The following is a 22656-nucleotide window of genomic DNA, read 5'->3' on the forward strand; positions in this document are numbered from 1 at the left end:
TTTTTTATTTACCCGAAAGTTACTATATTAAAGAACCATTTGCAAGTTATTTATATGACATTTGTCATGTTTTTAGATTTCGCATTGCGATACTTTTGAATATAAATGTTAGGTATGTCAAGTTTTTTAGTAAATAAATATAATGTGGCGGGTCCCCGCTATACCAGTTATCCAACGGTGCCCTATTGGGATGATGATACGTTTTCATTGAACAATTGGAAAACAACATTAATAAAATCCTTTAATCAAAGCAACTCAAAAGAAGGAATAAGCGTGTATATTCACCTTCCTTTTTGCGAAAGTTTGTGTACGTTTTGCGGATGCAATAAGCGCATCACCAAGCAGCACCATGTAGAGTCGCCCTATATAACCGCCATTTTAAAGGAATGGGCCTTATATTTGGCACTTTTTGATGAAAAACCAATTATTAAGGAAATGCATTTGGGCGGTGGAACCCCCACGTTTTTTAGTCCGGAAAATTTAAAACGGTTGATACAGGGCATTTTAATGGATGCTAATTTGGCCGATGACTATGAGTTTAGTTTTGAGGGCCACCCAAACAACACCACGCGCGAACACTTGCAGGCCCTTTTTGATGTGGGCTTTAGGCGTGTAAGCTATGGGGTGCAAGACTATAATGAAACCGTGCAAAAGGCCATTCATAGAATTCAACCTTTTGAAAACGTTAAACGTGCCACAGATTTGGCCAGGGAAATAGGTTATGAGTCGGTTGGCCATGATATTATTTTCGGGTTGCCCTTCCAAACCATCGACCATATAAAGGAAACTATTTTAAAAACAAAAGCACTCCTGCCCGATAGGTTGGCGTTTTACAGTTATGCCCACGTACCCTGGATTAAAGGAAACGGCCAACGCGGGTTTAATGAAGGCGACTTGCCCTCGCCCGAACTAAAACGTGCACAATACCAGTTAGGAAAACAATTACTAACCGAAGTAGGCTATCATGAAATAGGGATGGACCATTTTGCGTTGCCCACCGATACGCTTTATAAATCGATGTTAAACGGTAAGTTACACCGTAACTTTATGGGCTATACCGCCTCAAAAACCCAAGCCATGATTGGTTTGGGCGTTTCGTCCATTAGCGATAGTTGGTATGGGTTTTCGCAAAACGAAAAAAGCATCGAGGCTTATTATGATGCACTGAATGTTAACAAAATTCCCGTGTACCGTGGCCATATTTTAAGTAAGGAAGATTTAATTATACGCAAGCACATACTCAACCTCATGTGCCGGTTTAAAACAAGCTGGACAAGCGATGCTTCTTATTTTGAAGAGCTTCCAGAAGTGCTGGCACGGTTGAAGGAAATGGAAACCGACGGCCTGCTAACCATCCATCCAAACAGTATCGCGGTTACCCAAAAAGGGCAGCCCTTTGTACGGAATATTTGTATGGCCTTCGATTTGTTGTTACAACGAAAACAGCCCGATACCCAGTTGTTTTCTATGACAGTTTAACCTAAAAATTAATATGGAATAAGCCTTAATCAAACACTAAAAACAGCTACTTATGAAAAAAATTATTGTACCTATCGATTTTTCTGAACATTCAGAATACGCCTTGAAAACGGCTGCAAAACTTGCAAAAAAAAATAATGCGGAAGTACTGGCACTGCACATGCTGGAAATGTCTGATATTATGTTAACGGCTTCCGACGGACTTCAATACGAAAAAGCAGTTTATTTTTATAAGCTCTCCGAACAAAAATTTGAAAAATTTCTTGATAAAGACTATTTAAAGGGCGTAAAAGTAACCCCTATAATTAAACATTTTAAAGTGTTTAGTGAAGTAAACGAGGTTGCTAAAATACATGATGCCGATATTATTGTTATGGGCTCGCAGGGTACTAGTGGTGCCAAAGAGTTTTTTATTGGCTCCAACACCGAGCGCGTGGTGCGAAACTCTGAAATACCGGTTCTTGTTGTAAAAAATCAAGTGAAAGACGTGAATTTTGAAGTGGTTGTTTTTGCCTGCGATTTCTCGGAAGAAACCATCAAACCTTATATTAATTCCGTTAACATGTTTAACAAAATTGGAAGCAAAATGTATATGGTGTATGTTAATTTACCTAATGAACGGTTTTTAACTTCAGCCGAAATGGAAAGAAACGTGGTTAACTTTTTCACGAAGGCACTAGGTAATTTAGATAAGATGGAAACGGTTCATTACGTGGCCGATTACACTGCGGAAGAAGGCATCATCAATTTTTCAAACAAAATAGGCGCCGATCTTATTGCGGTACCAACCCATGGAAAAAAAGGATTGGCACACTTTTTTGAAGGTAGCGTAGGTGAAGATGTGGCCAACCATGCCGCTTTACCGGTTATGACCTTTAAAATTTAGAAAATTAATAGCAAGTGACTAATTTTCAAAAAAGGGATGGCAAAAGTATGGGCTGTCCCTTTTTTTATACCCAATTTTTTTGGTAAAGCAGTTACCTCAATATTTAGGTTTATTATTTGTATTGTCATTCTTTTTAAAGTTTTGATTTCATAATAATGATTTTTTTTATCAATTCTAATGGTAATGGTTTATCAAGCATAAAATGTAAACTGTCTTTTGTTTTTTTTGCCCTGTATTTTGAGATTTCTTCTTCAATTTCTGTAAGTCCGTAAACGGGATAAAGCCCAATATGCTTTTTATAAGCAGCAAAGTATAGACGGTTTTTTCCGACTCTGTACGCTGGCATTTTGTAACGAATACTTTCTTCTGTGTTGGGTAAAACTTTAAAAAATAGTTGCCGTAATTCATTCAATTTTTTTTGAATGTCAGGTTCAAATTGTTTTATGTACTTTTCTACTTCGTTCATTTTTTTTTTTTACATAATGTTTAAAATTATGTAGCTTTTATTTAGGACGGGGTAAAATTACCGCAAACAGAGCAACGCCCTTAGTGCTAGCCTAAAGTAGCAATTTTTTTGATGTTTTCATCTAACAAAAAAAGTTTATTGAAACTGGTTTCAATAAACTTTAACTTAGCCCTTTGTTTATATAGCCTTCAAAGGGTTTCACCAACTATTTTTGACCATTAACTTTTTACAAAAAAAAGCTTCCGAAGAAGCCTTTAAAATAATTTAAACAGGTTACTTAATTTAGGCATTTTTTGATGCCAAATTCCAAACCTCTAAGTTCTGCCAATCCACGCAACCTTCCTATGCCTGAATAGCCCGGGTTGGTTTTTTTGTGTAAATCGTCAAGCATTTGGTGGCCATGGTCTGGACGCATCGGGATGATGGCATCTTTCATGCCTGTGGCCTTGCGTCTTTTTTCCTCAATAATCACTTCCTTTACAACATTGAACATGTCCACATCGCCTTCTAAATGGTTGGCTTCATAAAAGTTGCCTTTTTCGTCGCGTTGGGTACTTCTTAGGTGTAAAAAGTGAACCCTATCAGCAAAACGCTTAAATATTTGAACCAAATCATTATCGGCTCGTACCCCTAATGATCCTGTACAGAACGTAATCCCATTCGATCTGTTGGGAACTTCGGTGAACAAATGGGCATAATCGGCTTCGGTGCTTACTACACGCGGTAAGCCTAAAATGGGATATGGCGGGTCGTCTGGGTGAATACACATTAATACCTCATTTTTTGATGCAACCGGGATGATTTCCTTTAGGAACAAAACCAGGTTTTCCCTTAACTTATCGGCATCTATGCCAGAATACGTGTCCAGGATGGTTTGAAATTGTTCAAGCGTATAGCCTTCTTCGGCACCGGGCAATCCTGCGATAATGTTTTTTACCAATTGTTGTTTTTCGCTATCCGATAGTTTTTCTACATAGGCTTTGGCTTCGGCCCTAACTTCATCAGGATAACTTGTTTCTGCACCAGGGCGTTTTAATAAATACAGTTCAAAGGCTGCAAAAGCAGTTCTATCAAACCGAAGCGCTTTGGAGCCATCTTCAACAACAAAACCCAAATCGGTTCGGGTCCAATCCAAAACGGGCATAAAATTATAACAAACAATGTGGATGACACATGTTGCTAGGTTTTCGATGCTTTTTTTGTAGTTTTCAATGTAGGTTTTAAAATTTCCAGAGCGTGTTTTTATGTTTTCGTGCACAGGAATGCTTTCCACAACACTCCAGGTTAGTCCAACGCGCTCTATGGCTGCTTTTCGTTCGTTAATTTCATCTATGGTCCACACATTACCATTGGGTATGTGGTGCAATGCCGAAACCACTCCTGTTGCTCCGGCTTGTTTTATGTCTGATAACGATACAGGGTCTTTAGGGCCGTACCATCTCCAAGTTTGTTCCATTTTTATTGATTTTATAAGTTGTTAAACACCGCTAAAGGCACTGAAACCGCCATCGATAGGGATTACAATACCGGTTACAAAGGAAGAAGCGTCATCGCATAAGTACAAGGTTGTGCTTATTAAATCTTCCGGTTCACCAAAACGTCCCATAGGGGTTTGGCCAATAATGGTATTGCCCCGTTCGGTTAAATTGCCGTTTTCGGTTGTAAGAAGTGCTCTGTTCTGGTCGGTAAGAAAAAAACCGGGCGCCAAAGCATTAACCCGAATGCCCACTTTTGAAAAATGCACCGCCAACCATTGGGTAAAGTTTGAAACGGCTGCTTTTGCACCACTGTAAGCAGGTATTTTAGTTAAAGGCGTGAAAGCGTTCATGGATGAAATGTTTAAAATGCTGCATCCTTTTTTTCCAACCATATCTTTAGCAAAAACTTGGGTGGGGAGTAACGTGCCAATAAAGTTCAAGTTAAAAACAAATTCAATGCCTTTAGAGTCTAAATCAAAAAAGGTTTTAAAACCTTCGGTACCATTTAGCAAATCTTTTTCCAATAAATAAGGGTTTGTGGTGGTTCCTAGCGGGTGGTTGCCACCAGCGCCATTTATTAAAATATCACAACTACCCAACTTTGCATTAATAATGGTTTTGGCATCAACTAACGATTGTTTTTCCAAAACGTTTGCGGCAACACCTATGGCTATTCCGCCTTCACTTATAATGTCGTTTGCTACTTTTTCGGCTGCTTCCAAACGCAAATCCAAAACAGCTATTTTATGCCCTTTTTTTGCCAGTGCTTTTGCAAGTGTACTGCATAATACGCCACCTGCACCCGTTAATACTACTACTTTGCCCATATTTTTATTGAGTTTTATAATTAATGCGATCCTGAACTTTAGTTTTCGTGTTCGCACACGCAAATATAACAAAAATTAGTGTGCGCACACGAAAGTTCCAATAATCTTCTTAAATTGCCCAAATAATTAGGGTTTTTAATTTTTTATTATAGGTTAGTGGCTTCAAAATATAAAAGCGGATGGTAAGAATTAAGGATATAGCCAAGGAAGCAAACGTATCGGAGGGTACGGTGGACAGGGTGTTGCATAATAGGGGCGGGGTTTCAAAGAAAACCGAAGCTAAAGTTAAAAAAATTCTTGAGAGCACCAACTTTAGCATCAACCCCATTGCTAGTGCCCTTGCCATGAAGAACAAACACCATATTGCAGTGCTCATGCCCGAATATGCCGATGCCGATGCTTTTTGGAAAGCCCCACACTTAGGCGTATTAAAAGCCAGTGAAGAACTTAAGAATATTGGAATAAACATTGTGAATTTCAAATTTGACCAATATGATAAGCAGTCGTATATAGAATCCTTTCAACGGTCATTAAAAAGCAAACCATCGGCAGTTATTTTTGTGCCCATGTTTATTGAAGAGACCAAACAAATGGTTGAGCAAATGGAAAACGAAACTATCGATTACTTGTTTTTGAATGTTGATGTGGATGGCTTTAGAAACAAAGCATTTGTAGGGCAAAATTCGTACACCGCAGGCTATATCGCTGGCAAGTTAATGTATTTATGCGCGCCTAAAAGTCTTGCTTTTCTAACAATTCAGTCTAGGGATAGCGTGAGGGGCAATAATGCTATTTCAAATAGAATAACAGGCTTTTGTAACTATTTTAACTCCAATAATATTAAAGTTGAACTGTTGAACTTGAAAATTGAAGATTTGGTAGCAACCACCAAGATGCAGCAAACCATCCAATCATTTTTAACCGAGCATGCTGGTGTTGGAGGTGTTTTTGTTCCATCAAGTAGAATTTCAACAATCGTAAATTCGTTAAATGAACAGGTGGTAAGTAGCCTACAATGGGTGGGTTTTGATAATACGCCACAAAATATGGAATGTCTTAAAAATGGGAGCGTTTCTTTTTTAATATCCCAAAAACCTTTTGATCAGGGTTATGAGTCGGTTCGCATTATGGTCGATTTTTTGTTAAAAAACAAAATGCCCGAAAGCAAAATATATCTTCCTATTGATATACTCACAAAAGAAAATGTAATGTATAACGATATTAACCAAAAGCTATTTGAGAAGGAATTTGAGAAATAAGTTTATAAAAAAAACCAACTTAAAAAGTAGGAAATATAAACATAAATAAATGATAAAACCCTGATAATAATTTGATTATCAGGGTTTTTTTTAAGGATTTTATCCTTCTTGGTGACCGGGCTGGGATTCGAACCCAGGACCCTTTCATTAAAAGTGAAATGCTCTACCGGCTGAGCTACCAGGTCGTGTTTTTGTTTCTCTGTAACGAGGGTGCAAATATAAAACCTATTTTCAATAAAACAAGACTTTTTTAAAAGAATTTTTTGTTTTTTTGCACTACTAAAACGTATGTTTTTAATAATCAAATTATAGCAGAATAATGATTGTAGTTTTAATTGGATATATGGCTTCTGGAAAGTCCACAATAGGAAGAATTTTAGCAAAAAAACTAAATTATGGCTTTCTGGATTTGGATGATTACATCGAGGAGAAAGAAAACGCGCCCATTAGTACCATTTTCCAATTGCATGGAGAAATAGCCTTTAGAAAGCTGGAAACCCATTGTTTAAACGAGCTTTTATCCCATACAAGCAACATCGTGCTATCGGTAGGAGGTGGCACGCCCTGTTATGGAAATAACATGAACGTAATTTTAAATACAGCAAATGCTAAAAGTTTTTATTTAAAAGCGTCTGTACCTACGTTGGTTTCCAGACTGAAAAACGAAAAAAGCAAGCGGCCTTTAATAGCCCATATTGAAACGGAGGCGATGCTTACCGAATTTATTGCTAAGCATCTGTTTGAACGCTCCCAATTTTACGGTTTAGCGGAATTTACGGTTACAACAGACCATAAATCTGAGATGGATATTGTTGAAGAATTGATTTTAAAACTATTCTAATAGCACTTCAAATTTTTTGCCTTCAAGCACAACGCTTACATGCTCGTGTAGAGATGTTGAAAGTGAAATGCCTTTAAAATCGGCCTTAACAGGATATTTTTTATGGTTTCTATTAACCAAAACCGCGGTTTTAAATTGTTTTAAAGGGACATTTAAAAAATGCTTAACACCATATATTAGGGTGGTGCCCGAGTTTAACACATCATCAACAAGCACCAACGATTTGTTTTCGTAATCTTCCGAAGCAATTGAGGTTTTAACAGGCTGCCCCGGATTTTTTTTATCAATAGTAACCTTGCAAAGTATTGGGTTTATATCCGATATTTTTTCAAGAACCGCTTTCAGCTTTTTAGCAAAAATATAACCATTCGTGGCGATTCCGGCTAATATAACTTCGGTTTCGTTCACGTTATTTTCATAAATTTGAAAGGCAATGCGTCTTATTTTATGGTTGATTTCTTCGTGGTTTAGTATCACGTTATTGGTAACATTCATGGTTTTTTGCTGTTTTTAAGTATAAAATTAATCATTTTCATCTGGAAACATCGTTTTTTTCTGTTTGATATGTCCAAAACGCAATCAGCTCATTCTTCCGAGTCGTCATCATTCTGGGTCAAGATGGCATCATCTGTATAATCGGCAATGTCGCGTCGGTCTTTTTTGGTAGGCCTGCCAACGCCTTTTTTTCTATAATAGTCCTTTGAGTATTTTAAAAGTGCTTGTGCTTCAAATTGTTCTTTGGGCGTGGTATCGGTTCTATAAATATCAACCAATTTAGCGCCAATCCTACTTTCGGGAATAGCGTTTACTTTAAGGCGATAATTAATTTGGTCCTTTTTTAGGTCAATAATATCCTGCGGAAACACTTCCCTACTGGGTTTAACGGGTTCTTGGTTAATCCGTACATGCCCTTTTCTGCAGGCCGTAGTAGCCAGCGTTCGGGTTTTAAAATACCTCACACACCATAAATACTTGTCTATGCGCATATATTTATTCTAAAAACTACGTTAATGTTGTTATGCAAAATTATATTAAAATTGTATCTTGCGCCTCAAAAATAAGGAATATTACAACGTTTATTAAGGTTAAAATAAATCTAAAAATAAGTTTGCTCCTAAATAATTAAAACACCTAATGAATTTAAGAAAAATTAGTTTGTGCGTTATTGGCTTAACCATTGGTTTTATATCGTGTAAAAAAGATGATACCCCAACTATTGAACCTATTGAAATACGGGATAGAACCGAACAACAAGTAGTTGACATGGATTCTTTAAACAACTATTTAGAGACCCATTATTACAACGCGAGCGACTTTGTATCCAATCCCAACCCAAGCATATCGGATATAATTATTAAAAAAGTGAAAGCCAATGAAACGCCCCCTGTTGGCTATGTTAAACTTAAGGATGCTGTGGGCGAATCAAAAAAAACGGTGTATGCCGAAACAAATTATGAGTACTTTGTTCTTAAATTGAACCAAGGAGGGGGAAATGCTTCACCTACATTTGCCGATAATGTACGGGTGGTTTATGAAGGTTTTTCATTGCAGAACGTTATTTTCGATAGTTCAGTAATACCGGTATTGTTCGATTTAACCGGCTTAATACCCGGTTGGAATAGGGTTTTGCCAGATTTTAATACCGCCGAAAGTTTTGTTGAAAATGCAGATGGTACCGTTACATATTCTAACAAAGGGTTGGGTGTTATGTTTTTACCTTCAGGTTTAGGCTACTTCTCGCAATCGAGTGGAGCAATTCCTGCTTACTCACCTATTATCTTTAAGTTTGAATTGTTACAGGCCTATCAAAATGACCACGATAAGGATGGCGTGCCTTCATACCTCGAGGATATTAATGGCGATGGTGAATTATTCGATAATACCGATGGCGATTTCAACCCCAGTAACGGTTTCCCCATATACGATTATTTGGACACCGATGATGATGGCGACGGTATTTTAACCATTGATGAAGATATTAATAAAGACGGCAACCCAAGAAACGATGATTCCAATGGCAACGGCATACCTAATTATTTAGATAAAACCGATGTTATAAAAAAACAATAAACAACATAGCTTTAAACAAAAAAACCTCGCAAGCGCGAGGTTTTTTTGTTATTATTGGGCTCCTACAACTACAAAAGCAACGATACGCTTAAAATAAGTTGGTCGGGTCGGGTATCCAACCTATCTGGTATATTGATGTTGTTGTTTATAAATTCAGCTTCATTATCGCTAAATCCGCGTTCGTACCTTAAATCGATACCTACTTTTTTAAAGTTAATGCCAATGCCAAAATTCAATCCTACCGAAAAGTCGTTTTCAACATCATTAATGGAAATACCATCAAATTCGGTATCTAAAATGTATTGCAATGCAGGACCGCCAAAAACGCTTACAGGGCCTAATACTTTTATGCCCACCAATAATGGGGCATCTAGTTTTTGCATTTTAAAATCAGCATCTTTGTAATCGCTTTTGGTGCTTGTATAAACCACTTCGGGCTTAAAATAAACCTTAGTTCCAATTTTTCCGAACAAACCAACATGGTAACCCACGTTTCTATCGGGGTGTTGGGCATTTGTACTAACCGATTCAAAATAATCGCCATTGCCATTGTAGTTTAAACCGGCTTTGAGTCCGATTCCAGTACCAGTTTGCGCTAGAATTGCCATAGGGGCCATGAGCGCAAGCGCCAATGAAAATAATAACTGTTTACTAATAGCCTTTGCGCTATTAAAGGAGGCATAAATTTTTTTTAAATGTTTCATATAGGGTCTTTTTTTTGATTTTTAAATCTAATATAAAAACGTTTACAAACAGAAATTATTTTCTTTCATAACAATCAATATCATTTTTCAGTTATTTATCTTTGCCCACTGAATACTGTTTTTTAAAATGGTATCGTTCAAAAATATGATAAAACGGATTAAAAATAGAGGCTCATGCTCCCTATACCGTTATGAAATAAGATATAAATGAAATTTGAATTACTCGCCCAAGATAAACAAAGCAAAGCCAGAGCAGGTAAAATAACCACCCACCACGGCGTTATTGAAACGCCCATTTTTATGCCGGTGGGCACTGTGGGAACGGTAAAAGGCGTACACCAACGCGAGCTAAAAAACGATATAGACCCCGATATTATCCTTGGGAACACCTATCATCTCTATTTACGCCCGCAAACAACGATTCTTGAAAAAGCGGGCGGTCTTCATAAATTTATGAATTGGGACCGGAACATCTTGACCGATTCTGGTGGTTACCAGGTATATTCACTGTCATCCAACAGAAAAATCAAGGAAGAAGGTGTTAAATTTAAATCGCATATTGATGGTAGTTACCACATTTTTACGCCCGAAAACGTGATGGAAATACAACGTGCCATAGGTGCCGATATTATCATGGCTTTTGATGAGTGCACACCCTACCCATGCGATTATAATTATGCAAAACGCTCGATGCACATGACGCACCGTTGGTTGGATAGGTGTATAAGCCATTTGGATAAAACACCTTTAAAATATGCCCATAACCAAGCTTTTTTCCCAATTGTTCAAGGGAGTACTTATAAAGATTTGAGGCAGCAATCGGCCGAATATATTGCCAATGCAGGTGCTTTTGGAAATGCCATTGGCGGCCTTTCGGTAGGCGAACCCGCTGAAGATATGTATGCCATGACCGAAGTGGTTTGCGCTGTTTTACCCGAAGATAAGCCACGTTATTTAATGGGCGTTGGCACACCAATCAATATTTTGGAAAATATTGCGTTGGGTATTGATATGTTCGATTGCGTGATGCCCACAAGAAATGCTAGAAACGGCATGCTTTTTACGGCACATGGTACCATCAACATAAAAAATTTAAAATGGGCCGAAGATTTTTCACCTATCGACGACATGGGAATTACCTTTGTGGATACCGAATATACTAAAGCCTATTTACGCCATTTATTCTCTGTTAATGAACTTTTAGGAAAACAAATTGCCACCATTCATAATCTTGGTTTTTATTTATGGTTGGTTCGTGAAGCAAGAAAACATATCTTAGCAGGCGATTTTAGAACTTGGAAAGACCAAATGGTAAAACAAATGGATAATAGATTGTAAAAAAGTTAAAAGTTAAAAGTTAAAAGTTAAAAGTTATTTCAACTTAACAGCTTAACAGCTTAACAACTTAACAACAAACAACTTAACAACCAACAACAAACACCAAACAACTCATTGAAAATACTAGACTGGTACATATTAAAGCGTTATCTCTTCACATTTTTTATGATGCTGTTGCTGTTTATTCCTATTGGGATAACCGTGCATCTTGCCGAAAAAATTGGAAGGATCCTTGAAAACGAGGTGCCATTGGGAGAAGTGCTTATCTATTTTTACAATTTCACCATCTATTTTGCTCATTTACTGTTCCCGCTATTTTTATTCTTGTCCGTTATTTGGTTCACTTCAAAATTGGCAAACAATACCGAGGTTATCGCCTTTTTAAGTTCGGGCGTATCGTTCACAAGGTTTCTAAGGCCCTATTTAATTGGGGCTACCATAGTTGCCATACTGTCCATATTATTGGGGCTTTATTTAGCGCCAAAAGCCAGTGAGGGTTTTAATGATTTTACTTATAAATATTTGAAAAAGGGAAAAACAGCTTTTGAAGATACCAATGTGAACGTTTTTAGGCAAATTAACGATAACGAAATTATATATGTAAGCAGTTTTGATGTTGCCAACAAAATTGGGCGCGATTTTACCCTGGAACACTTTGAAGGCAATAAACTGAAATACAAAATTACCGCCAATAACATTCACTACATTGAGGAAGATACCATTTACCGATTATCAAATTATGTAAAGCGCACTGTGGGCGAAGATAAAGACGCACTAGAAATAGAAGCCAGCAAGGACACCTTGTTCTCATTCGATGCCGATGATTTAATTCCTGTTATTTATGCTGCCGAAACCAAAATGTATGGCGATTTAAAACAATTCATTGCCAAGGAAGAGGCTAGGGGCTCCTCAAATGTGGGGCGTTTTAAATTGGTTTTGTACCGAAAATGGAGCTTGCCCGTTTCTGTTTTTATTTTAACCATTATTGCCGTGGCGGTTTCTTCCATAAAAAGGCGTGGTGGTATGGGCGTAAATCTGGCCGTGGGCATTTGTATTGCCATGGTTTTTGTGTTTTTCGATAAAATATTTGGGGTTATGGCCGAACAATCCGATTTCTCGCCATTAGTGGCCGTTTGGTTCCCAAATGTTATTTTTGGGCTTTTGGCCATCTATCTGTTGCAGCATGCTAAGCGTTAAGTTAAAAAATCACCTGCATCTTCATTTTTTGGTTTTTATTGCTGGTTTTACGGCCATATTGGGCGAAGCAATTACCATTACGGCCATTCCCTTGGTGTGGTTTCGAATGGTTATGGCTTCTATTTTAATGTTTGTTTACATAAAAATAGCTAGGGTCAACATCACAATTCAACCAAAATCAATTATCAGGCTTTCAATAGCGGGTATCATCATCGCTTTGCATTGGATTACTTTTTTTGGTGCCATCGACGCCTCAAACATTTCTATCACCCTTGCCATGTTTTCTTGTGGTGCTTTTTTTGCATCGTTGATAGAGCCCATTATTTACAAACGGCGTATCATCTGGTATGAAATCTTATTTGGTATCGTGGTGATAATAGGGGTTTTAATTATTACACAAAGTGAAATAAAATACATAACGGGTATTGTTTTAGGAATCTTATCGGCTTTTTTATCGTCCTTGTTTGCGGTTTTAAATGGAAGCTTTTTAAAACGGCATACGCCAATCGTCATTTCATTTTACGAATTTTTAAGCGGCGTGTTTTTTATTTCCATTTATATTTTACTTTTTGGCGGCGGTTTTTCTAAATCGTTTTTTAATTTAAGTGCTTCCGATTTTGGCTATCTCTTCATTTTAGCATCGGTTTGTACGGCCTATGCCTTTATTGCGGCAGTGCACATAATGAAAGTTATTAGTCCCTACACAGTGGTTTTAAGCTATAACCTAGAACCCGTTTACGGCATTATATTGGCCGTTATCCTGTTTCCAGAGAAGGAACAGATGAGTTCTTATTTTTATTATGGCGCTATTTTAATCATTACCACGGTGTTGCTCAATGCCATTCTTAAAAACATAAGATTCATAAAAAGAAAACGTTCTTAGCTTTTTATAAAAATTAAAGTTTTTATATTTGTACATTAACCACTGATTAATAGCAAAACAAAATTCTTATGGAATATTTAGAATTTGAACTCCCCATAAAAGAACTTGAAGATCAATTGCAGAAATGCCGACTCATTGGCACCGAAAGCGATGTTGATGTTACAGATACTTGTTCTAATATTGAAAAAAAGTTAATTGCAACCCAAAAGGAAATCTATAAAAACCTAACCGCATGGCAACGCGTGCAACTATCGCGCCACCCCAATAGGCCTTACACGCTTGACCATATTAGGGCCATTTGCGGCGACACGTTCTTGGAACTACATGGCGATAGAGGTTTTAAAGACGATAAAGCCATGATTGGCGGTTTGGGAAAAATAGGCGACCAAAGTTTTATGTTTATTGGCCAACAAAAAGGGTACAATACCAAAACGCGCCAATACCGAAATTTTGGAATGGCAAACCCAGAAGGATATAGAAAAGCCTTACGCTTAATGAAATCTGCCGAAAAATTCGGGATTCCCGTTGTTACGCTTCTCGATACTCCCGGTGCATATCCTGGTTTGGAAGCTGAAGAACGGGGCCAAGGTGAAGCCATTGCCCGAAATATTCTGGAAATGACACGTTTAAAAGTGCCCATCATCACCATTATTGTAGGCGAAGGCGCATCGGGCGGTGCACTGGGCATTGGCGTGGGCGATGTGGTTTTAATGCTTGAAAACACGTGGTACTCCGTTATTTCCCCAGAATCTTGCTCGTCTATTTTATGGCGTAGTTGGGAATTTAAGGAACAAGCCGCCGAAGCTTTAAAACTTACCGCCAGCGATATGAAAAAACAAAAACTTGTTGACGAAATTATTAAGGAACCACTTGGTGGCGCACATCGCGATCGTGAAAAAACCTTTCAATCGGTTAGCAATGCCATTGTAAAATCTTACGAAGCCTTAAAAAACTTATCACCAAAAGAATTGGTTGCAAAACGCATGGATAAATATAGCCAAATGGGCGTATTTAAAGATTAATGCCGCAATACCAACTGTATTTTTAAATCTGGAGAGTTTCGCTCCGGATTTTTTTTGTGTTATTGACAATAATTTAAAGTTATCAACAGTTAAATTGTTGATGGACTGTGAACAATCACAAGGCCATTTTTTATTAAAAACACCTTCTTTTTAGTTACTTTCGCTGTTATGAAACAACCCGACCAAATTAAAGGATACAAAGTAGATAAAAGTACGCTTATAAGTCTTGAAAAAGGAAAAATACCGCCACAAGCTCTTGATTTAGAGGAGGTTGTGTTGGGCGCTATGATGATTGACAAAAAAGGCGTAGATGAGGTTATCGATATTTTAAGTTCTGAAGCTTTTTACAAAGAAGCCCATCAGCACATATTTGAAGCTATTTTCCAGTTGTTTGAAAATAGCGAGCCGGTTGACTTATTAACAGTTTCAACACAGCTCAAAAAAAACTCAAAATTAGAGTTGGCCGGGGGCGATTTTTACCTTATTTCCCTAACCCAAAAAGTATCATCCTCGGCGCATATCGAGTTTCATGCACGCATCATTTTACAGAAATTCATTCAACGTAGCTTGATCAAGATTTCAAGTGAAATCATCGAGGATTCGTATGATGAAACCAAAGATGTTTTCGATTTATTGGATAAAGCAGAATCAAAATTATACGAAGTTACCCAAGGCAATATAAAAAAATCGAGCGAAACGGCCCAAGAGTTGGTTATTCAAGCAAAAAAGAAAATTGAGGAAATTTCAAATAAAGAAGGTTTGAGCGGGATTCCTACCGGTTTCCACAAACTCGATAAATTAACGTCTGGTTGGCAACCTTCCGATTTAATTATTGTGGCTGCACGCCCCGGTATGGGTAAAACGGCTTTAACGCTGTCTATGGCCAGAAATATTGCAGTCGATCAAAATATTCCTGTGGCATTTTTCTCTTTAGAAATGGCGTCGGTTCAATTAATAACCCGTTTAATTTCTAGTGAAACACAATTATCATCCGAAAAATTGCGTACCGGAAAGCTAGAAAAGCACGAGTGGGAACAACTGAACGTAAAGGTAAAAGGCTTGGAAAAAGCACCCTTGTTTATTGACGATACCCCGTCACTATCCATTTTCGACCTGCGTGCCAAAGCGCGCCGGTTATCATCGCAACATGGCATAAAATTGATTATCATCGATTATTTGCAGTTAATGACCGGTGGAAATAGCCACGGCGGTAACCGTGAACAGGAAATTTCGATGATTTCAAGAAACCTAAAAGCCTTGGCAAAAGAGTTGAATGTACCAGTTATTGCCCTGTCGCAATTATCGCGTGCCGTGGAGACCCGTGGCGGTAGCAAACGCCCCTTGCTTTCAGATTTAAGGGAATCGGGCGCTATTGAGCAAGATGCTGATATTGTGAGCTTTATATACAGACCCGAATATTATAAAATTGATGAATGGGATGACGAGGAACGCTCTCCAACCGAAGGGCAAGCCGAATTTATTGTGGCAAAGCACCGTAATGGTGGTTTGGAGAACATCCGATTAAAGTTTATTGGGCATTTAGGAAAGTTCGATAATTTGGACGTTTATGATTCGCCTTTCGAGTACCATTCCAAAATGAATGCCGCCGCCAACGACGATACTTACAAAACCGATTCCTTTAAAGCCAGCCCCGACCAAGCCTTTGGCAGTTCGTTTAACGATGATGAAGATAATGATGTGCCGTTTTAAGGATTAATCTTCTGTTAAAGACGTTCAATTAAGAAGAAAATTTAAGTATCTTTCAGCATAAATTTTGAATAATTAGTCATTTCGAAGAAGAAACGACCGTGAAATCTCATTAAGTTTTATTTCATTTTGAAAAAACGCATCCTTATTTTTTCATTTTTCATTATTACCTCAAGTGCTTTCGCATCGTATATCCTCATTCCTATGGATGCCGAAGGCCAAAAAAACCATTTAAAGGCCTATGGCATAACCTATTGGACGCTTTCTAAGGAACTGAAAGTGAAATGGTTGCTAAACTATCGGGGTGGTTCTTTCTTATTGCCCGATACACAAGAGATCCAACGCGAATGTCAAATTCGTGGAGTGTCGTTTGAAGTGCTTTCCAACGCAAAAACCGAAAGTATTCTGGATGAAATAAGCAGCCCAAGCCAAAACATGGAGGCCGTTATTTTAGAGAAAGCCCCTAAAATTGCAGTTTATACGCCCCATGGCAAAAAACCTTGGGATGATGCCGTAACCATGGTTTTGCAATATGCTGAGATTCCTTATGAAACCATTTACGATGAAGAAGTGCTGAATGATGGCCTGTTGGCGTTTGATTGGTTGCACCTGCACCACGAAGATTTTACGGGTCAATATGGCAAATTTTATGGTGCCTACAAAGCGGCATCGTGGTACATACAAGATAAAAAGGATGCTGAGGCTTTGGCAACAAAGTTGGGGTATGATAAGGTTTCTGAAGAAAAGTTGGCCGTTGCTTTAAAAATTCGCGATTATGTTATTGGCGGCGGCTTTATGTTCGCTATGTGCAGTGCTACCGATAGTTTTGATATTGCGTTGGCGGCTGAAGGTGTTGATATTTGCGAACCCATGTTTGATGGCGATGGCAGCGATTCTGGCTACCAAAACAAAATAGATTATAATAAAACCTTTGCCTTTACCGATTTTATCTTGGAAAGAAACCCGATGGTTTACGAGTTTTCTTCCATTGACATGACCCAAAAGCGCATGATTCCAAAAACGGCCGATTATTTTTCGCTAATGGAATTTTCGGCAAAATGGGACCCAATTCCAACCATGTTGTGCCAAAACCATACGGCTTTGGTTAAAGGATTTATGGGGCAAACCACGGCATTTACCCGTGAGGAAATAAAATCGAACGTGTTGGTTTTAGGTGAAAACAAAGCCAATGGCGAAGCTAAATATATTCACGGTATTAAAGGAAAGGGCTTTTTTACTTTTTACGGCGGTCACGATCCGGAAGATTATGAACATAAAGTGGGCGACTCCAAAACCGAACTGGACTTGCATCCAACATCGCCCGGTTACCGATTGATTTTAAATAATATTTTGTTTCCCGCAGCCAAAAAGAAGAAGCAGAAAACGTAAATTATTTGCTCAACAAGGCCATTTTTTCATTCACTTTATCCATAAAGCTGTGCAAGTAGGCGGGAACATCGTTTTTGTTGGTGTCTATACGCCAACTTTTAACAACGCCGTTTTTTGATATTTGAATGAAAACACCGCCTTGGTCGTAGCAATCTGGACAGCCCAAAACGGTTTCTTTTTCATTCAATAATTTTGATGGGAAAAAATCCATGAGGTCATTTACTTGCCCAAATTTATCAGCATCCAACGCCACAAAATTAAATGCGGTATGCGAATAATCATTGTTGGTGTCTGCAAATAGGGTGCTGTTGGTTAATTTATAGTTGGTGACACAGCTTTTTCCAATACACATACCATAAAACCGACCAAAAATAAGATAATCTATTTTGCTTGTTTCACCGGTATCGTTGGTGGTACAACTAAGTAAACTAATGCATACAAGTAAAAAACCTAAAATATATTTCATGTTTACAGTATGAAAAATGGAATGAACTTTTAAATAGGTTGATTTTCAATAACAACCACTCTTTTAAAGGTATAGATAAAGCCATCGGCTCCAGTACCATTTGAAATTTTATTTTGGTTGATTACTAATTGTGTCTCTGTAAACGTGAAGCCGCCAAATTCATTGGAATTTATCACAAGGTATTTTTCACTGCCAACTTCGGTAACCGAAAAGTTGTATGAACCTGTATCAAAACCATCTTCAATGGTGTTGTCGGTATTGGTATTTTTAACGGTTAATTTTCCGGTAGCATCATTAAAGTTCCAAACAATCTTATCCATGGGGAAATCTTTATCAACACCGGCAACTCCACCACTTACGTTTATTAAATGCCAGTAGGTAACATATACTTGTGGGGTTTCGTTATTATTGTCTATGGAACAATTGGTAAATGCGAGTAGGCTAAAAAATGCAAAAATTAGGGTACGTTTCATGTTTTTTCAATTTGAGTTAATATTGTTTAGATGTTAAAAAACCTAAATGGTTGCGTGATAAAAATAATAAATTGCAATGGAAGCTATTTTATAATTAAATTTAGGCTATGAAATTAATTAAATGAAATTATCCGTTCTCAACGCATATAAAATTATGAAATGCTTTCAAAAACAACTAAAATTGAAACCTTATGCTAGGGGCTTTCATCTTATAACCGATACTATTTTAAACGCTATTCCTGAAATTGGCCAAATACAAATGGGACAATTGCAGGTTTTTATAAAGCATACCTCGGCAAGCTTGACCATTAATGAAAATGCCGATTTTACGGTGAGAGAAGATTTTGAAGCCCATTTCAATAAAATGGTGCCAGAAAATGCGCCATATTATAAACATAATTACGAAGGTGCCGATGATATGCCGGCACATATTAAATCATCTCTATTGGGTGCTTCCGTACAAATACCAATTACGCAAGGAAAATTGAATTTAGGGATTTGGCAAGGTATTTATTTGTGTGAGCACCGGAACCATGGCGGTTCAAGGGAATTGGTGATGACGGCCTTTGGGGTATGATATAAAAAAAAATCCGACTCAAAAGAACCGGATTTCTCATATATTAAGCGAATATAATATGTTTTACAATAGGCGAAAACGCCTTATTTTACTTTCTCTATTACGGCTTTAAAGGCCTCTGGGTTGTTCATAGCTAAATCGGCCAAAACCTTACGGTTTAGCTCAATATCGTTCGCTTTTAATTTTCCCATAAATTGAGAATAAGAAAGTCCATGAATTCTGGCGCCTGCGTTTATACGGGCAATCCATAAGGCACGGAATGTTCTCTTTTTTGCTCTACGGTCTCTATACGAATATTGCATCGCTTTTTCAACCGCATTTTTTGCTACTGTCCAAACGTTTTTACGACGTCCGAAAAAGCCTTTTGCTTGTTTTAGAACCTTTTTTCTTCGGGCTCTTTTTGCTACAGAATTTACTGATCTTGGCATAATTTTAATTGTTTTTTTGTAGTAGGCGGTTTTTAGTTGCTAGTCGTTAGTCATTAGTTTTTTAACTTTTAACTTTTAACTTTTAACTTTTAACTTTTAACTTTTAACTCTTTTTATGGCCTAACTCCAGGGTTTATAATTTATTTTAACCGGTTAAATTTGCTGTTACTTTAAGCGCAACATCAATTTAACATTGTTCTCATCCGCCTTATCTACTATTGTATCATGCGTCAAAGCGAGCTTACGTTTTTTAGACTTCTTTGTTAAGATGTGACTTTTAAAAGCGTGCTTTCTTTTAATCTTACCAGTACCAGTTAGCTTAAAGCGTTTTTTGGCACTCGATTTTGTTTTCATTTTAGGCATTTTCTTTTCCTAGGTTTTAATTAATTCGCTTAATTACGGTGTGCTGAATGTATTTTCAGCATCTTATTTTACATAAGATATACTTTTATTTCTTTGGAGCAATAAACATGGTCATACGTTTACCTTCCAGTTGTGGCATTTGTTCTACTTTTCCAAATTCCTCAAGGTCTTGGGCTAGGCGTAGCAATAAAATTTGCCCTTGTTCTTTAAAGATGATGGAACGCCCTTTAAAAAACACGAACGCTTTTAGTTTGGCGCCTTCTTTCAAGAATTTTTCGGCATGCTTCTTCTTAAAATCGTAATCATGGTCATCGGTTTGTGGTCCAAATCGAATTTCTTTAATCACAACTTTTGTGGCTTTCGCTTTTATAACTTTATCACGTTTCTTTTGTTCGTAAAGAAACTTTTTATAATCCATAACCTTACAAACAGGAGGGTCTGCATTTGGTGAAATCTCTACCAGGTCAAATCCTTGCTCTTCTGCTATTTTTAAAGCATCTCTGGTAGAATACACACCTATTTCAACATTCTCTCCTACAAGCCGAACGTTTGGTGCACTAATCTTAGAGTTAATTCTATGTTTATCCTCTTGTGAAACCCTTTTGGCGGGTTGCGATTTTCTTCTAATTGCTATGGCGTTATATTTTTAAGTTAAACTTATTTAAAACGGTTTTAACGTTTTGCTTATTTCTGTTTTTATGATTTTCGAGAAGTCTGCAATGGTAATCATTCCCAGATCTTCCCCACCGTGTTGTCGTACGGTTATTTTGTTTTCTTTCTCTTCTTGTTCCCCAATAATAATCATATAAGGGTGTTTTTGCATTTCGGCTTCCCTTATTTTCCTGCCAATGGTTTCATTCCTATGGTCAACAAGGGCGCGAATTTCGTCATTTTCCAGCAAATTTAAAACTTTTTCGGCGTATTTTTCATATTTCTCGCTAATTGACAGTATAATAGCCTGTGTGGGCATCAACCAAAGTGGGAAATTACCAGCGGTATGTTCCAGCAAAATAGCAATAAAACGCTCCATGCTTCCAAAGGGGGCACGGTGTATCATTACCGGTCTGTGCAATTCGTTGTCGCTTCCTTTATAGGTTAAGTTAAAACGCTCGGGTAAGTTGTAATCAACTTGAATGGTGCCTAATTGCCATTGTCTGCCCAACGCATCCTTTACCATAAAATCCAGTTTTGGGCCGTAAAAAGCGGCTTCCCCGGTTTTAACCGTATAGGTTAAGCCTTTGTCGATAGTAGCGCTCATAATGGCATTTTCGGCCTTTTCCCAATTTTCTAGGCTACCTATGTATTTATCTGGGTTTTCAGGATCTCTCAATGATACTTGTGCGGTAAAATTTTCAAACCCTAAAGAACCAAATACATAAAGCACCAAATCAATTACGTTTTTAAACTCGGCATCCAACTGTTCTGGTGTACAAAACAAATGGGCATCGTCTTGGGTAAAGCCTCTTACGCGGGTTAAACCATGCAGTTCGCCACTTTGCTCGTATCGATATACGGTGCCAAACTCGGCATAGCGTATGGGTAAATCTTTATACGACCATTGGCTGTTGTTATAAATTTCGCAGTGATGTGGGCAATTCATGGGTTTCAACAAAAATTCCTCACCTTCTTTGGGTGTGCTAATTGGTTGAAAGCTATCAGCGCCATATTTGGCATAATGTCCAGAAGTGACATAGAGTTCTTTCTGCCCAATATGGGGCGTTACAACCATCTCATAGCCCGCTTTCTTTTGAGCCGCTTTTAAAAAGTTTTCTAAACGCTCGCGCAATGCGGCACCTTTGGGTAGCCATAAAGGCAAACCTTGGCCCACTTTCTGTGAAAACGTAAACAATTCCAATTCTTTGCCTAGTTTTCTGTGGTCACGTTTTTTCGCTTCTTCCAGTAATTCTAAGTATTCGGTAAGGTCTTTTTGTTTTGGAAATGAAATACCATACACTCGCGTTAATTGCGGATTGTTTTCATTGCCTCTCCAATACGCCCCCGCAACACTCAACACTTTTACTGCTTTTATTATGCCCGTATTGGGTATGTGGCCACCACGGCATAAATCGGTAAACGTAGCATGGTCACAAAATGTAATGGTGCCGTCCTCTAAGTTTTCTATCAATTCCGTTTTAAATGGATTGCCTTTATATAAAGCCAATGCTTCCGCCTTGGTTGCCGAACGCATTTTAAAATCATGCTTCCCACGTGCAATCTCCAACATTTTGTCCTCAATGGTTTTAAAATCTTTTTCAGAAATACTGTGTTCGCCAAAATCAACATCGTAATAAAACCCATTTTCAATTGCAGGCCCAATGGTAAGCTTCACACCAGGGTAAAGTTCCTCAATGGCTTGTGCCAAAACGTGTGCCGACGAATGCCAAAATGCCGTTTTGCCCTCGTTGTCGTTCCAAGTATATAAAACCAACGAACCGTCCGTTGTTAAAGCCGTTTCCGTTTCCACAGTCGTATCATTAAATTTAGCCGAAATCACGTTTCGGGCAAATCCTTCACTTATGCTCTTAGCAACTTCCATAGGTGTAACGTTCGCTTCAAACGTTTTCACACTTCCATCGGGCAATGTAATATGTATCATTAATATAATTTTAATTCAGTGTGCAAAGATAACAGTATAAACAAATACACACAATATATATATAGGTATAATTTTTAGTAATTGTTTTACGGCGTTCCCCTCGGGTTTCGGGCTTTGCGCTCCGAGTCCCCGCGCCCGTTGGGGCGTTGCCCGTGCCATCGATGGCACGGGCAAAGGGCGGAGCGTGGGTGCCAAAAGCGCGCCGAC

Annotated in this window: 24 protein-coding genes and 1 tRNA gene; 12 read left to right on the forward strand and 13 right to left on the reverse strand. The window is 38.0% G+C overall.

The window, feature by feature from the left end:
- Positions 1–114 precede the first annotated feature (114 nt).
- On the forward strand, positions 115–1479 hold the full coding sequence (gene hemN / locus GQO80_RS08325) for an oxygen-independent coproporphyrinogen III oxidase (protein ID WP_157207888.1): 1365 nt from the start codon (positions 115–117) through the stop codon (positions 1477–1479).
- A 52-nt stretch (positions 1480–1531) separates the two neighbouring features.
- Complete coding sequence (locus tag GQO80_RS08330) at positions 1532–2365, forward strand: universal stress protein (protein ID WP_157207889.1); 834 nt, start codon at positions 1532–1534, stop codon at positions 2363–2365.
- A gap of 133 nt (positions 2366–2498) precedes the next feature.
- On the opposite strand, the gene GQO80_RS08335 is transcribed toward GQO80_RS08330, so the two are convergent.
- The 3 genes from GQO80_RS08335 to GQO80_RS08345 form a co-directional block, all read right to left on the reverse strand.
- Entirely contained in the window at positions 2499–2831 is a 333-nt protein-coding gene (locus GQO80_RS08335) for an iron chaperone (RefSeq protein ID WP_157207890.1), read from the reverse strand.
- 277 nt (positions 2832–3108) lie between these two features.
- On the reverse strand, positions 3109–4287 hold the full coding sequence (gene uxuA / locus GQO80_RS08340) for a mannonate dehydratase (RefSeq protein ID WP_198037739.1): 1179 nt from the start codon (positions 4285–4287) through the stop codon (positions 3109–3111).
- 21 nt (positions 4288–4308) lie between these two features.
- Complete coding sequence (locus GQO80_RS08345; RefSeq protein ID WP_157207892.1) at positions 4309–5136, reverse strand: SDR family oxidoreductase; 828 nt, start codon at positions 5134–5136, stop codon at positions 4309–4311.
- 179 nt (positions 5137–5315) lie between these two features.
- Between GQO80_RS08345 and GQO80_RS08350 the strand changes: the two genes are divergently transcribed.
- Positions 5316–6395 (forward strand): substrate-binding domain-containing protein, encoded by a 1080-nt coding sequence (locus GQO80_RS08350; protein WP_157207893.1) that lies wholly within the window; start codon positions 5316–5318, stop codon positions 6393–6395.
- A gap of 109 nt (positions 6396–6504) precedes the next feature.
- Here the strand turns inward: GQO80_RS08350 and GQO80_RS08355 are convergent.
- Positions 6505–6580 (reverse strand) — tRNA-Lys (locus tag GQO80_RS08355).
- Positions 6581–6714: 134 nt separating this feature from the next.
- Between GQO80_RS08355 and GQO80_RS08360 the strand changes: the two genes are divergently transcribed.
- Positions 6715–7236, forward strand: a complete 522-nt coding sequence (locus GQO80_RS08360; RefSeq protein ID WP_157207894.1) for a shikimate kinase — start codon at positions 6715–6717, stop codon at positions 7234–7236.
- Here the strand turns inward: GQO80_RS08360 and GQO80_RS08365 are convergent.
- Entirely contained in the window at positions 7228–7731 is a 504-nt protein-coding gene (locus tag GQO80_RS08365) for a phosphoribosyltransferase family protein (protein ID WP_157207895.1), read from the reverse strand. The genes GQO80_RS08360 and GQO80_RS08365 overlap by 9 nt on opposite strands.
- Positions 7732–7820: 89 nt before the next feature.
- Positions 7821–8222, reverse strand: a complete 402-nt coding sequence (locus GQO80_RS08370) for an RNA-binding S4 domain-containing protein (RefSeq protein WP_157207896.1) — start codon at positions 8220–8222, stop codon at positions 7821–7823.
- Between the two features lie 148 nt (positions 8223–8370).
- Between GQO80_RS08370 and GQO80_RS08375 the strand changes: the two genes are divergently transcribed.
- Positions 8371–9306: an FKBP-type peptidyl-prolyl cis-trans isomerase gene (locus GQO80_RS08375; RefSeq protein ID WP_157207897.1), complete on the forward strand. Its 936-nt coding sequence runs from the start codon at positions 8371–8373 to the stop codon at positions 9304–9306.
- Between the two features lie 68 nt (positions 9307–9374).
- On the opposite strand, the gene GQO80_RS08380 is transcribed toward GQO80_RS08375, so the two are convergent.
- Positions 9375–10010: an outer membrane beta-barrel protein gene (locus tag GQO80_RS08380; RefSeq protein WP_157207898.1), complete on the reverse strand. Its 636-nt coding sequence runs from the start codon at positions 10008–10010 to the stop codon at positions 9375–9377.
- A gap of 207 nt (positions 10011–10217) precedes the next feature.
- Here GQO80_RS08380 and tgt point away from each other — a divergent pair, with 207 nt between their 5' ends.
- The 6 genes from tgt to GQO80_RS08410 all read left to right on the forward strand — a co-directional run bounded on the left by tgt (position 10218) and on the right by GQO80_RS08410 (position 17546).
- On the forward strand, positions 10218–11348 hold the full coding sequence (gene tgt, locus GQO80_RS08385; RefSeq protein ID WP_157207899.1) for a tRNA guanosine(34) transglycosylase Tgt: 1131 nt from the start codon (positions 10218–10220) through the stop codon (positions 11346–11348).
- A 114-nt stretch (positions 11349–11462) separates the two neighbouring features.
- Positions 11463–12545, forward strand: a complete 1083-nt coding sequence (locus tag GQO80_RS08390; RefSeq protein WP_157207900.1) for an LptF/LptG family permease — start codon at positions 11463–11465, stop codon at positions 12543–12545.
- A complete protein-coding gene (locus GQO80_RS08395; protein WP_157207901.1) occupies positions 12532–13428 on the forward strand; it encodes a DMT family transporter in 897 nt (298 codons plus the stop codon). The genes GQO80_RS08390 and GQO80_RS08395 overlap by 14 nt, the downstream gene beginning before the upstream one ends.
- A gap of 68 nt (positions 13429–13496) precedes the next feature.
- A complete protein-coding gene (locus GQO80_RS08400; RefSeq protein WP_157207902.1) occupies positions 13497–14450 on the forward strand; it encodes an acetyl-CoA carboxylase carboxyltransferase subunit alpha in 954 nt (317 codons plus the stop codon).
- A 168-nt stretch (positions 14451–14618) separates the two neighbouring features.
- A complete protein-coding gene (dnaB, locus tag GQO80_RS08405) occupies positions 14619–16160 on the forward strand; it encodes a replicative DNA helicase (protein WP_157207903.1) in 1542 nt (513 codons plus the stop codon).
- Between the two features lie 201 nt (positions 16161–16361).
- Complete coding sequence (locus tag GQO80_RS08410) at positions 16362–17546, forward strand: asparagine synthetase B (RefSeq protein ID WP_157207918.1); 1185 nt, start codon at positions 16362–16364, stop codon at positions 17544–17546.
- A 1-nt stretch (position 17547) separates the two neighbouring features.
- On the opposite strand, the gene GQO80_RS08415 is transcribed toward GQO80_RS08410, so the two are convergent.
- Together GQO80_RS08415 and GQO80_RS08420 are read right to left on the reverse strand one after the other, a co-directional pair.
- Positions 17548–18012: a hypothetical protein gene (locus GQO80_RS08415; RefSeq protein ID WP_157207904.1), complete on the reverse strand. Its 465-nt coding sequence runs from the start codon at positions 18010–18012 to the stop codon at positions 17548–17550.
- Positions 18013–18041: 29 nt separating this feature from the next.
- Positions 18042–18485, reverse strand: a complete 444-nt coding sequence (locus tag GQO80_RS08420; RefSeq protein ID WP_157207905.1) for a hypothetical protein — start codon at positions 18483–18485, stop codon at positions 18042–18044.
- Between the two features lie 154 nt (positions 18486–18639).
- On the opposite strand from GQO80_RS08420, the gene GQO80_RS08425 reads away from it, so the two are divergent.
- On the forward strand, positions 18640–19062 hold the full coding sequence (locus GQO80_RS08425) for a secondary thiamine-phosphate synthase enzyme YjbQ (RefSeq protein ID WP_157207906.1): 423 nt from the start codon (positions 18640–18642) through the stop codon (positions 19060–19062).
- An 83-nt stretch (positions 19063–19145) separates the two neighbouring features.
- On the opposite strand, the gene rplT is transcribed toward GQO80_RS08425, so the two are convergent.
- The 4 genes from rplT to thrS all read right to left on the reverse strand — a co-directional run bounded on the left by rplT (position 19146) and on the right by thrS (position 22449).
- On the reverse strand, positions 19146–19490 hold the full coding sequence (gene rplT / locus GQO80_RS08430; protein ID WP_157207907.1) for a 50S ribosomal protein L20: 345 nt from the start codon (positions 19488–19490) through the stop codon (positions 19146–19148).
- 165 nt (positions 19491–19655) lie between these two features.
- On the reverse strand, positions 19656–19853 hold the full coding sequence (gene rpmI, locus GQO80_RS08435; RefSeq protein WP_157207908.1) for a 50S ribosomal protein L35: 198 nt from the start codon (positions 19851–19853) through the stop codon (positions 19656–19658).
- Between the two features lie 85 nt (positions 19854–19938).
- Complete coding sequence (infC, locus tag GQO80_RS08440) at positions 19939–20481, reverse strand: translation initiation factor IF-3 (protein ID WP_157207909.1); 543 nt, start codon at positions 20479–20481, stop codon at positions 19939–19941.
- Positions 20482–20514: 33 nt separating this feature from the next.
- Complete coding sequence (gene thrS / locus GQO80_RS08445; RefSeq protein WP_157207910.1) at positions 20515–22449, reverse strand: threonine--tRNA ligase; 1935 nt, start codon at positions 22447–22449, stop codon at positions 20515–20517.
- Positions 22450–22656: the final 207 nt, after the last annotated feature.

This window comes from Mariniflexile maritimum (assembly GCF_009746565.1).
Classification (GTDB): Bacteria; Bacteroidota; Bacteroidia; order Flavobacteriales; family Flavobacteriaceae; genus Mariniflexile; species Mariniflexile maritimum.